The organism is Pseudomonas sp. CFBP 8758, from assembly GCF_014841725.1.
Lineage (GTDB): Bacteria > Pseudomonadota > Gammaproteobacteria > Pseudomonadales > Pseudomonadaceae > Aquipseudomonas > Aquipseudomonas baltica.
In genome coordinates this window covers 211159-223902 of sequence record NZ_JACYUK010000007.1, presented here as the reverse complement: position 1 = coordinate 223902, position 12744 = coordinate 211159, and the positions used below count along the sequence as shown (strand labels likewise).

7 protein-coding genes are annotated in these 12744 nt (G+C 63.5%); 6 read left to right on the top strand and 1 reads right to left on the bottom strand.

Translation table 11 applies throughout. The features are described 5' to 3' along the window. Nucleotides 1–40: 40 nt before the first annotated feature. The 3 genes from IFT75_RS16970 (at nucleotide 41) to IFT75_RS16960 (ending at nucleotide 7910) form a co-directional block, all read left to right on the top strand. Nucleotides 41–1615 carry an SPOR domain-containing protein gene (locus IFT75_RS16970; RefSeq protein ID WP_122480664.1) on the top strand — a complete coding sequence of 525 codons (1575 nt, stop codon included), beginning with the start codon at nucleotides 41–43 and terminating at the stop codon, nucleotides 1613–1615. 394 nt (nucleotides 1616–2009) lie between these two features. Beyond that, entirely contained in the window at nucleotides 2010–6458 is a 4449-nt protein-coding gene (gene gltB / locus IFT75_RS16965) for a glutamate synthase large subunit (RefSeq protein ID WP_185794942.1), read from the top strand. A gap of 33 nt (nucleotides 6459–6491) precedes the next feature. After that, nucleotides 6492–7910, top strand: a complete 1419-nt coding sequence (locus IFT75_RS16960; protein ID WP_122714560.1) for an FAD-dependent oxidoreductase — start codon at nucleotides 6492–6494, stop codon at nucleotides 7908–7910. Between the two features lie 177 nt (nucleotides 7911–8087). Here the strand turns inward: IFT75_RS16960 and IFT75_RS16955 are convergent, their stop codons facing one another. Beyond that, on the bottom strand, nucleotides 8088–9128 hold the full coding sequence (locus IFT75_RS16955) for a threonine aldolase family protein (RefSeq protein ID WP_192055822.1): 1041 nt from the start codon (nucleotides 9126–9128) through the stop codon (nucleotides 8088–8090). Nucleotides 9129–9339: 211 nt separating this feature from the next. Here IFT75_RS16955 and IFT75_RS16950 point away from each other — a divergent pair, with 211 nt between their 5' ends. The 3 genes from IFT75_RS16950 (at nucleotide 9340) to IFT75_RS16940 (ending at nucleotide 12732) form a co-directional block, all read left to right on the top strand. Then, entirely contained in the window at nucleotides 9340–10050 is a 711-nt protein-coding gene (locus IFT75_RS16950; protein ID WP_192055821.1) for a TraX family protein, read from the top strand. 161 nt (nucleotides 10051–10211) lie between these two features. Then, entirely contained in the window at nucleotides 10212–11465 is a 1254-nt protein-coding gene (gene glyA / locus IFT75_RS16945; RefSeq protein WP_122480436.1) for a serine hydroxymethyltransferase, read from the top strand. Between the two features lie 16 nt (nucleotides 11466–11481). Further along, nucleotides 11482–12732, top strand: coding sequence for a sarcosine oxidase subunit beta family protein (locus IFT75_RS16940; protein WP_192055818.1), 1251 nt, complete (start codon nucleotides 11482–11484; stop codon nucleotides 12730–12732). Nucleotides 12733–12744 lie beyond the last annotated feature (12 nt).

Genomic DNA, 12744 nt, shown 5'->3' with positions numbered 1-12744 from the left:
GCAACCCATCAACGATCCACCTTTGTTCTACGAGAGTTCGATGACAAGTCTGCATGCCGATGAGGCCTTTCTCGGCCACTACCAATTGGATCATGACCCCTTCGCCGCAAGGGTGCCTGGCTTCAAATTCTTCCCGGCCCAGCGCAAGCCGGTGCTGGGCCAATTGCACCATCTGGCGCGCTATAGCCAGCTGTTGCTGGTGGTTACCGGCCCGCATGGCAGTGGCAAGACCCTGCTGCGCCAGGCTTTGGTCGCCAGTACCAACAAGCAGTCGGTGCAAAGCATCGTGGTGTCGGCGCGCGGGGCCGGCGATGCCGCCAGCGTGCTGACCCAGGTCGCCCAATCGCTCAACCTCAATACTCTGGAAGTGCCGGCCCTGCTGGCGCAGATCGTCCAGCTGGGGCTGACCGGGCAGGAAGTCTACCTGCTGGTGGACGACGCGGAACAACTCGACGAATCCGCACTCGAAGCCCTGCTGGCGTTGGCGGCGGGCACCGCGGACGGGCGCCCACATGTGTTCCTGTTCGGCGAGCCTTCATTGATCGCGGGCCTGGAGCAGTTCAGCGCCGGGCAGGAATTGTTCCACGTGATCGAGCTGCAACCGTACAGCCTCGAGGAAACCCGCGAATACCTGGCGCTGCGTCTGGAGGGTGCCGGTAAGGGAATCCAGTTGCTCACCAATGATCAGATCGCCGACATTCACGAGAACTCGGATGGTTGGCCAGGAGCCATCAACCAGGTTGCTCGTGACGCGCTGATCGAGGCCATGATCGCTAGCCGCTCGTCGGTGAAGCGTCCTGCTATGGGGTTTAAGATGCCTAAGAAACACGTATTGGCGATTTCCGCCGTTGTCGTCGTCGCTGTGGCTGCCGCCTGGCTGATCCCCAGCCGCGACGGCAAGGCACCGAGCACGACAGAACAGGCCCAGTTGCCGATGGGGCAGGGGCAGCCAAGTGCCGCTCAATCCAACAACGGCAATCCATCGGTCGAATTCAATGGCAGCTCCCAGTCGTTGCCGATGAATGGACAGCAGCCGGTCATGCGTGGCCCGCTGGCAGAGTCCACCGGCATGGGCGACGGAGAAGAGACGGGCGACGCGGTGAATACGTCGCCGCAGCCGCCTACCGTGACCACCATCGCACCGCCAGCCGGTGTGCCGGCAGGTTCGCCTGCAGCGGTCGCGCCGAGCCCAGCGCCTGCGCGTCAGACAGCTCCGCCAGCAACCACCAAACCTGCGCCGACCACAGCCGTCAAGCCTGCGCCTGCGCCCACCGTGGCGGCCAAGCCAGCTCCGGCGGCCCCTGCAGCGGCCGGCAAAGCTGCCGCCGGCGGCAGTTGGTATGCCGGGCAGTCGCCAAGCAATTATGTGGTGCAGATTCTGGGGACCAGCAACGAAGGCGCTGCGCAGGCCTACGTCAAGGAGCAGGGTGGCGAGTTCCGCTACTTCAAGAAAACCCTGCAAGGCAAACCGCTCTACGTGATCACCTATGGCAGCTTCGCCAGCCGTGATGCCGCCGTTGCCGCCATCAAGAACTTGCCAGCCAAGGTCCAGGCTGGTAAACCTTGGCCACGCACTGTCGCCAGCGTCCAACAGGACCTCGCGACAGCTCGCTGATTGTCGGGCGGCACCCTATCCCCGCCGCCCCACCCTCCGGCGTCATCTGAATCCCGAGCCTGCCCCGCACTGCGAGGCAGGCTTCGCCGTCCCTGTTCCCTGGTTTGCTCTGAAAGGCTCAAGCACGGGCCCTGCAGGCATGCGGGCTTGCACTGTCAGGCTGCGGGATTCAGAATCCAGCTCAAGTCGCTATCACACTAGCCTGCTGGAAACGTTCACATTTGCGACAAATGAGTTATTGATTTCGTCGCTGAATTTGTGACCACCCGTAGCGCTGTGTACAATGACCTCCCTTTTGCCCCCGCAAAGCCGGCGAACGTTCGGCGCGTGTGGTAACTAGTTGAATCGAAAAGAAATTGCCTCGAACAAGAGGCAGCCTGGTGAGAATGTGTCTATGAAAACAGGTCTGTATCGTCCGGATGAATTCAAGGATAACTGCGGTTTTGGCCTGATTGCCCATATGTCGGGTGAGCCCAGCCATAACCTGTTGCAAACGGCCATCGAGGCCCTGACCTGCATGACCCACCGCGGTGGGATCAACGCCGATGGCAAGACCGGCGACGGGTGCGGCTTGCTGATCCAGAAGCCCGACCTGTTTCTGCGTGCCATCGCCCAACAGCACTTCGGCAACGAACTGCCCAAGCAATATGCCGTGGGCATGGTCTTCTTCAATCAAGACCCGGTACGCGCCCAAGCGGCCCGCGAAAACATGAACCGCGAAATCGAGGCTGCCGGCCTGCAGTTGGTCGGCTGGCGCGACGTACCGATCGACACCAGCGTGCTGGGCCGCCTGGCCCTTGAGCGCCTGCCAAAAATCCAGCAAGTGTTCGTCGGGGGCGAAGGCCTGAGCGATCAGCAGTTCGCGATCAAGTTGTTCAGTGCCCGCCGCCGGTCCTCCGTGGCCAATGCCGCCGACACCGATCACTACATCTGCAGTTTTTCGCACAAGACCATCATCTACAAAGGCCTGATGATGCCGGCCGATCTCACGGCCTTCTATCCAGACCTGTCCGACGAGCGTCTGCAGACCGCCATCTGCGTGTTCCACCAGCGCTTCTCCACCAATACCCTGCCGAAATGGCCGCTGGCCCAGCCATTCCGCTTTCTCGCCCACAACGGCGAGATCAACACCATCACCGGCAACCGCAACTGGGCGCTGGCCCGTCGCGCCAAGTTCGCCAACGATCTGATCCCGGATTTGGAAGAGCTCGGCCCGCTGGTCAACCGCGTGGGTTCCGACTCTTCGAGCATGGACAACATGCTCGAACTGATGGTCACCGGTGGTATCGATCTGTTCCGTGGCGTGCGCATGCTGATTCCGCCGGCCTGGCAGAACGTCGAGACCATGGACCCGGACCTGCGGGCGTTCTACGAATACAACTCGATGCACATGGAGCCCTGGGATGGACCGGCCGGCGTGGTCATGACCGACGGCCGCCATGCCGTGTGCCTGCTCGACCGCAACGGCCTGCGTCCGGCGCGCTGGGTCACCACCAAGAATGGCTACATCACCTTGGCCTCGGAAATCGGCGTGTGGAACTACCAGCCCGAGGACGTCATCGCCAAGGGGCGTGTGGGCCCGGGCCAGATCCTGGCGGTCGACACCGAAACCGGCCAGGTGCTGCACACCGATGACATCGACAACCGCCTGAAGTCGCGCCACCCTTACAAGCAGTGGCTGCGCAAGAGTGCGCTGCGCATCCAGTCGACCATGGAAGACAACGACCACGGTTCGGCCTTCTACAGCAGCGACCAGCTCAAGCAGTACATGAAGATGTACCAGGTGACCTTCGAGGAGCGCGACCAGGTGTTGCGCCCACTGGGTGAACAGGGCCAGGAAGCTGTGGGTTCGATGGGCGACGACACGCCGATGGCGGTTCTGTCGCGTCGCGTGCGCACGCCTTACGACTATTTCCGCCAGCAGTTCGCGCAGGTGACCAACCCGCCGATCGACCCGCTGCGCGAAGCGATCGTGATGTCCCTGGAAATCTGCCTGGGTGCCGAGCGCAACATCTTCCAGGAGTCCCCGGAGCATGCTTCGCGGGTGATCCTCAGCTCGCCGGTCATCTCGCCCGCCAAGTGGCGCTCGCTGATGAACCTGGATCGGCCGGGGTTCGATCGGCAGGTCATCGAGCTGAACTACGATGAAGCCATGGGCCTTGAAGCCGCCGTGCGCAACATCGCCGATCAGGCCGAAGAGGCGGTGCGCGCCGGACGTACCTTGCTGGTGCTCAGTGACCGCAACATCGCTGCGGGCAAGCTGCCGGTGCATGCGTCGCTGGCCACCGGTGCGGTGCACCATCGCCTGACCGAGAAAGGCCTGCGCTGCGACAGCAACATCCTTGTGGAAACCGCTACCGCCCGCGATCCGCATCACTTCGCCGTGCTGATCGGCTTTGGCGCTTCGGCGGTCTATCCGTTCCTGGCCTATGAAGTGCTGGGCGACCTGATCCGCACCGGTGAAGTGTTGGGCGACCTCTACGAGGTGTTCAAGAACTACCGCAAGGGCATCACCAAGGGTTTGCTCAAGATTCTCTCGAAGATGGGCATCTCCACCGTGGCGTCGTACCGCGGCGCCCAGCTGTTCGAGGCCATCGGTCTGTCCGAGGAAGTCTGCGAGCTGAGCTTCCGCGGTGTGCCGAGCCGCATCAAGGGCGCGCGCTTCGTCGACCTGGAAGCCGAGCAGAAAGCCCTTGCCGCCGAGGCCTGGAGCCCGCGCAAGCCGATCCAGCAAGGCGGTCTGCTGAAGTTCGTGTACGGCGGCGAGTACCACGCCTACAACCCGGACGTGGTCAACACCCTGCAGGCCGCCGTGCAGCAGGGCGACTACAGCAAGTTCAAGGAATACACCGCGATCGTCGACAACCGTCCGGTGTCGATGATCCGCGACCTGCTCAAGGTCAAGACGCTCGACGAGCCGCTGGGCATGGACCAGATCGAACCGCTGGAAGCGATTCTCAAGCGTTTCGACTCGGCGGGCATTTCCCTGGGTGCGTTGTCGCCCGAAGCCCACGAAGCGCTGGCCGAGGCAATGAACCGCCTGGGTGCGCGTTCCAACTCCGGTGAAGGCGGCGAAGACCCTTCGCGCTACGGCACCGTGCGCAGTTCGAAGATCAAGCAGATCGCGACCGGCCGCTTCGGGGTCACCCCCGAGTACCTGGTCAACGCCGAAGTGCTGCAGATCAAGGTGGCCCAGGGCGCCAAGCCCGGCGAGGGCGGCCAGCTGCCCGGCGGCAAGGTCAACGGCCTGATCGCCAAGCTGCGCTATGCCGTGCCTGGCGTGACGCTGATCTCGCCGCCGCCGCACCACGACATCTACTCCATCGAGGACTTGTCGCAGCTGATCTTCGACCTCAAGCAGGTCAACCCGGCCGCGCTGGTGTCGGTCAAACTGGTGGCCGAGGCAGGTGTGGGCACTATCGCCGCCGGCGTGGCCAAGGCCTATGCCGACCTGATCACCATTTCCGGCTACGACGGTGGCACCGGTGCATCGCCGCTGAGCTCGATCAAGTATGCCGGTGCACCGTGGGAACTGGGCCTGGCCGAAACCCACCAGACCCTGCGCGGCAACGACCTGCGCGGCAAGGTGCGGGTACAGACCGACGGCGGCCTGAAGACCGGCCTGGACGTGATCAAGGCGGCGATCCTGGGTGCCGAGAGCTTCGGCTTCGGCACCGCGCCAATGATTGCCCTGGGCTGCAAATACCTGCGCATCTGCCACCTGAACAACTGCGCCACCGGCGTGGCCACGCAGAACGAGAAGCTGCGCAAGGATCACTACATCGGCACGGTCGACATGGTGATCAACTTCTTCACCTACGTGGCCGAGGAAACCCGCGAGTGGCTGGCCAAGCTGGGCGTGCGCAGCCTGGGCGAGCTGATCGGGCGCACCGATCTGCTGGAAATGCTGCCGGGTGAAACCGCCAAGCAGCAGCACCTGGACCTGACCCCCTTGTTGGGCAGCGACCATATTCCAGCCGACAAGCCGCAGTTCTGCCAGGTGGAGCGCAACCCGCCGTTCGACAAGGGCCTGCTGGCCGAGAAGATGGTGGAAATGGCCTTGCCGGCGATTCAGGGCAAGACCGGTGGCGAATACGCGATGGACATCTGCAACTGCGACCGCTCCATCGGCGCGCGCATCTCCGGGGAAATCGCCAAGCTGCATGGCAACCAGGGCATGAACGCCAATCCGCTGACCTTCCGTTTCAAGGGCACTGCGGGCCAGAGCTTTGGCGTCTGGAATGCCGGTGGCTTGAACATGTACCTGGAGGGCGATGCCAACGACTACGTCGGCAAGGGCATGACCGCTGGCAAGCTGGTGATCGTGCCGCCCAAGGGCAGCCCGTTCAAGACCCAGGACAGTGCCATCATCGGCAATACCTGTCTGTACGGCGCCACCGGCGGCAAGCTGTTCGCCGCCGGTACCGCAGGCGAGCGTTTCGCGGTGCGCAACTCCGGTGCCCACACGGTCGTGGAAGGCACGGGCGATCACTGCTGCGAATACATGACCGGCGGTTTCGTCTGCGTGCTCGGCAAGACCGGCTACAACTTCGGTTCGGGCATGACCGGCGGTTTCGCCTACGTGCTCGACCAGGACAACAGCTTCGTCGACCGGGTCAACCACGAGCTGGTGGAAATCCAGCGCATCAGTGGCGAAGCCATGGAGGCCTACCGTACTCACCTGGAGCGCGTGCTGGCCGAATACGTCGCCGAAACCGACAGCGAATGGGGCCGCAACCTTTGGGAAAACCTGGACGACTATCTGCGTCGCTTCTGGTTGGTCAAGCCCAAGGCCGCCAACCTGAAATCGCTGCTGTCCAGCACCCGTGCCAACCCGCAGTGATATGCGCCTGAACAGTTTGATGAGGTTTTAACAATGGCTGAACGTCTGAGTAATGACTTCCAGTTCATCGAGGTCGGGCGCAAAGATCCGAAGAAGAAACTGTTGCGTCAACGCAAGAAAGAGTTCGTGGAGATCTACGAGCCCTTCAAACCCGCGCAGTCGGCCGACCAGGCCCACCGCTGCCTGGGCTGTGGCAACCCGTACTGCGAGTGGAAGTGCCCGGTGCACAACTTCATTCCCAACTGGTTGAAACTGGTGGCCGAGGGCAACATCCTCGCCGCCGCCGAGCTGTCGCACCAGACCAACACCCTGCCTGAAGTGTGCGGCCGGGTGTGCCCGCAGGATCGTCTGTGCGAGGGTGCCTGCACCCTCAATGACGGCTTCGGCGCGGTGACCATCGGTTCGGTGGAGAAGTACATCACCGACACCGCGTTCGCCATGGGCTGGCGCCCGGACATGTCCAAGGTCAAGCCGACCGGCAAGCGCGTCGCCATCATCGGCGCCGGCCCGGCCGGTCTGGGCTGCGCCGATGTGCTGGTGCGCGGTGGCGTGACTCCGGTGGTGTTCGACAAGAACCCGGAAATCGGCGGTCTGCTGACCTTCGGTATCCCCGAGTTCAAGCTGGAGAAGAGCGTGTTGAGCAATCGGCGCGAAGTCTTCACCGGCATGGGCATCGAGTTCCGCCTGAACACCGAGGTGGGCAAGGACATCAGCGTCGAGCAGTTGCTGGAAGAATACGATGCGGTGTTCATGGGCATGGGCACCTACACCTACATGAAGGGCGGCTTCCCCGGTGAAGACCTGCCTGGCGTGCACGATGCCCTGGATTTCCTGATCGCCAACGTCAACCGCAACCTGGGCTTCGAAAAGTCGCCGGAAGATTTCGTCGACATGAAGGGCAAGAAGGTCGTGGTACTGGGCGGTGGCGATACGGCCATGGACTGCAACCGTACCTCCATTCGCCAGGGTGCCAAGGCGGTGACCTGTGCCTATCGGCGTGACGAGGCGAACATGCCGGGCTCGCGCAAAGAGGTGAAGAACGCCAAGGAAGAGGGGGTCAGATTCCTCTACAACCGCCAGCCGATCGCCATCGTCGGTGAAGACAAGGTCGAAGGGGTGAAGGTGGTCGAAACCCGTCTGGGCGAACCCGATGCCCGTGGCCGTCGCAGCCCCGAGCCGATTCCGGGTTCCGAGGAGATCATCCCGGCCGATGCCGTGGTCATCGCTTTCGGTTTCCGCCCAAGCCCGGCGGCGTGGTTCCAGGACCACAGCATCCAGACCGACAGCCAGGGCCGCGTGGTGGCGCCGGAGCAAGGTCGGTTCAAGCACCAGACCAGCAACCCGAAGATCTTCGCCGGCGGCGACATGGTCCGCGGTTCGGACCTGGTGGTGACCGCCATCTTCGAAGGCCGCAACGCTGCCGAAGGGATCCTGGATTACCTGGAAGTCTGAGTCAGGCTGGGCGGTGGTGAGCTAGGAGCGGTCATCGGCCGCGAAAAGCGCACCGCGGGGTGTTCAGCCATACCGCGGCGCACCCTTCGCGGCCGATGACCGCTCCTACGGTGGAACTGCGGTGGCATGAGCGAGATGTAGGAGCGGTCCGTGGCCGCGAACGGGACGACCCGGTGCTCAGGCGGCCATTACGGCCTGAATGTCGCGGGCGAGCTCGCGCACGCGGGCTTCCTCCGTGTCCCATGAGCACATGAAGCGGGCGCCGCCGCTGCCGATGAAGGTGTAGAAGCGCCAGCCCTTGGCGCGCAGGGCTTCCAGGGCCGGTTCCGGCATCTGCAGAAACACCCCGTTGGCCTCTACTGGAAACATCAACTCCACCCCCGGTATACCCTCGACCAACGCCTTGAGCAGTTGCGCGCAATGGTTGGCGTGTCCGGCATGCTTGAGCCAGGCATCGTTCTCCAGCAACCCTACCCAAGGCGCCGACAGGAAACGCATCTTCGACGCCAGCTGCCCCGCCTGCTTGCAGCGATAGTCGAAATCTTCGGCCAGCCGGTGGTTGAAGAACAGAATGGCCTCGCCCACGGCCATGCCGTTCTTGGTGCCGCCGAAGCACAACACATCCACTCCCGCTTTCCACGTCAGCTCGGCCGGTGTACAGCCCAGAAACGCACAGGCGTTGGCAAAGCGCGCGCCGTCCATGTGCAGGTTCAGGTTCAGTTCCTTGCAGGTGGCGCTGATGGCCTTGAGTTCTTCGGGGCGGTACACGCTGCCCAATTCGGTGGCCTGGGTCAGGGTGACCACGCGAGGCTTGGGGTAGTGGATGTCCTGGCGCTTGAGCGCGACTTCGCGAATGGCCTGAGGGGTCAGCTTGCCCAGCTCGGTGCGCGCTGTCAGCAGTTTGGAACCGTTGGAGAAGAATTCCGGGGCACCGCACTCATCGGTTTCGACGTGCGCGGTTTCCGAGCAGATGACGCTGTGGTAGCTCTGGCACAGCGACGACAGGGCCAGGGAGTTGGCCGCAGTGCCGTTGAAGGCGAAAAACACTTCACAGTCGGTTTCGAACAGGCGGCGGAATTCATCGGCGGCGCGTGCGGTCCATTGATCGTCGCCATAGGCGCGCTGATGGCCCTGGTTGGCCTGCTCCATGGCCGCCCAGGCTTCGGAGCAGATGCCCGAATAATTGTCGCTGGCGAACTGTTGGGTTTGGTCGTTCATGGGCGGGTCCTTGGTGTTAGGTATGCGGGCACTGTAAACCAACTGTGAAAGATGTGTCGTCTAGGCGGGCCTCTTCGCGGCCACTGGCCGCTCCTACGGGAAACGTGTCGTCCATGCGGCCAGCTCCTGCGCTGTGTGAGGCTCGCGTGGGAGCGGTCTGTGGCCGCGAAGAGGCCGGTATGACAACCCAAAAACTGGAGCTTTTTCTCGGATGATCCGACATCACGCACTGGATCTGCTCAAATGGCTGGCCATGCTGTGCATGGTCCTCGACCACCTGCGCTATGTCGGCTGGTCGCTGGACTTCCTCTACGTGCCGGGCCGCCTGGCTTTCCCCTGGTTCTGCCTGGCGATTGCCGCCAACCTGACGCGCCGCCCTGAGGCTGCCCTGGGCGGCCGCTACCTGGCCTGGTTGCTGAGCTTCGCCGCTCTGTCGGAAATCCCCTACCGCCTGTTCGTCTACCCGGCCGACACTCTCAACGTGCTGCCCACCCTCGCTCTGGGCTTGATCGTGGCCAAGGCCTGGCAGCAACGTCGACAACCCGCCATGGCCGCACTTGGCTGCGCGGTGGGTGCCGTGGCGGCGTTGTTCGACCACCAGCTGATGTTCGGTCTGGCGGGCGTGCTGCTGCCATTGGGATTTGTCCTGGCCTGGCAGCGCCCGCTGTACTGGGCGTTGCCCCTGGGCGTGCTGTGCCTGGCCGCCAACGCCTGGGCCAACCTGTTCGAATCCGCGCGGCACTTCTACTGGCCGGCAATCGGCGGCATCGTTGCCTGTCTGCTGGCACCAGGGCTGGGCCTGCTGGTGCTGCGCGTCGGGATACACCAGGCAGTTGTCCCCATGCGCCGTTGGGCGTACGCCATCTACCCCCTGCATTTCCTCGCCCTGCTGGGCCTGCGCCTGCTGTTGCGGGCACTCTGACGCTGGCCTGATCGCGCCATGTCGTAAACGAACCTCTGCAAGGCGCGCGCAGGCATTTGGTCGGATCGCGCCGGCCCTACCATCGCAATCAAAGGGGGCAGCCGTTGCCGGTCGCCTTCGTCCAACATGCCAGGCGCCACGCCGCCGCTGGGGAGACCGCGATGTTCAGCAAACAAGATCAGATCCAAGGTTATGACGACGTCCTGCTGGCTGCCATGAACGCCGAGGACCAGCGTCAGGAAGACCACATCGAACTGATCGCCTCGGAAAACTACACCAGCAAGCGCGTGATGGAAGCTCAGGGCAGCGGCCTCACCAACAAGTACGCCGAAGGCTATCCGGGCAAGCGCTACTACGGTGGCTGCGAGCACGTGGACAAGGTCGAGCAACTGGCCATCGATCGCGCCAAGCAACTGTTCGGTGCCGACTATGCCAACGTCCAGCCGCACTCGGGTTCCCAGGCCAACGCCGCGGTCTACCTGGCACTGTTACAGGCCGGCGATACGGTCTTGGGCATGAGCCTGGCCCATGGCGGTCACCTGACCCACGGTGCCAAGGTCAGCTTCTCCGGCAAGCTCTACAACGCCGTGCAGTACGGCATCGACACCGACACCGGCCTGATCGACTACGACGAAGTCGAGCGCCTGGCGGTCGAGCACCAGCCGAAGATGATCATTGCCGGCTTTTCGGCCTACTCCAAGACCCTCGACTTCCCTCGCTTCCGTGAAATCGCCGACAAGGTCGGAGCCTACCTGTTCGTCGACATGGCCCACGTTGCCGGGCTGGTTGCCGCTGGCCTGTACCCCAACCCGATCCCGTTCGCCGACGTGGTCACCACCACCACCCACAAGACCCTGCGCGGTCCGCGCGGCGGTCTGATCCTGGCCCGTGCCAACGAAGCCCTGGAAAAGAAATTCAACGCCGCGGTATTCCCCGGCGGCCAGGGCGGCCCGCTGATGCATGTGATCGCTGCCAAGGCGGTGTGCTTCAAGGAAGCGCTGGAGCCCGAGTTCAAGACCTACCAGCAGCAGGTCATCGACAACGCCCAGGCCATGGCCGGCGTGTTCATCGAGCGAGGCTTCGACGTGGTGTCCGGCGGTACCGACAACCATCTGTTCCTGGTCAGCCTGATTCGCCAGGGCCTCACCGGCAAAGACGCCGACGCCGCCCTGGGCCGTGCGCACATCACCGTGAACAAGAACGCCGTGCCGAATGACCCGCAGTCACCGTTCGTGACCTCGGGCCTGCGCATCGGTACCCCAGCGGTCACCAGCCGTGGTTTCAAAGTGGCCCAGTGCCTTGATCTGGCCGGCTGGATCTGCGACATCCTCGACAATTTGGGCGATGCCGACGTCGAGGCCAACGTGGCCCGTCACGTGACGGCCCTGTGCAGCGACTTCCCGGTCTACCGCTGAGAGTGGAGTGAACACCATGCAACGTTATTCTGGCTTCGGCCTTTTCAAGCACTCGCTCAGCCACCACGAAAACTGGCAGCGCATGTGGCGCACACCGACCCCCAAGAAGGTCTACGACGTCGTCATCGTCGGCGGCGGCGGGCACGGCCTGGCGACCGCCTATTACCTGGCCAAGGTCCACGGCATCACCAATGTGGCCGTGGTCGAGAAGGGCTGGCTGGGTGGCGGCAATACCGCGCGCAACACCACCATCGTGCGCTCCAACTACCTGTGGGATGAGTCGGCCCACCTGTACGAACATGCCATGAAACTGTGGGAAGGCTTGTCCCAGGACATCAACTACAACGTGATGTTTTCCCAGCGCGGCGTGTACAACCTGTGCCACACCCTGCAGGACATGCGCGACTCCGAACGCCGCGTCAGCGCCAACCGCCTCAACGGCGTGGACGGCGAGCTGTTGAACAACAAGCAGGTGGCCGAAGAGATCCCCTACCTGGACTGCACCAGGAACACCCGTTACCCGATCATCGGCGCCACCGTCCAGCGCCGTGGCGGCGTGGCCCGTCACGACGCCGTGGCCTGGGGCTATGCCCGCGCCGCCGATGCCCTGGGCGTGGACCTGATCCAGCAGACCGAAGTGACCGGCTTTCGCAAGGAAAACGGCGTGTGCATCGGTGTCGAAACCAACAAGGGTTTCATCGGTGCCAAGCGCGTCGGTGTGGTTACCGCCGGCAACTCCGGGCACATGGCCAAGCTGGCCGGTTTCCGCCTGCCGGTCGAATCCCATCCGCTGCAGGCGCTGGTGTCCGAGCCGATCAAGCCCATCATCGACAGCGTGATCATGTCCAACGCCGTCCATGGTTACATCAGCCAGTCGGACAAGGGCGACCTGGTGATCGGTGCCGGTATCGACAGCTGGGTCGGCTACGGCCAGCGCGGTTCGTACCCGATCATCGAACACACCCTGCAGGCCATCGTCGAGATGTTCCCGGTGCTCTCGCGGGTGCGCATGAACCGCCAGTGGGGCGGCATCGTCGACACCACGCCGGACGCCTGCCCGATCATCTCCAAGACCCCGGTGCCGAACATGTTCTTCAATTGCGGCTGGGGCACCGGTGGCTTCAAGGCCACGCCGGGCTCGGGCCATGTGTTCGCGGCCAGCCTGGCCACGGGCGAGATGCACCCGCTGGCCAAGCCGTTTTCCATCGAGCGCTTCCACAACGGCGCGTTGATCGACGAACACGGCGCCGCAGCCGTCGCCCACTGACAGGAGAAACCA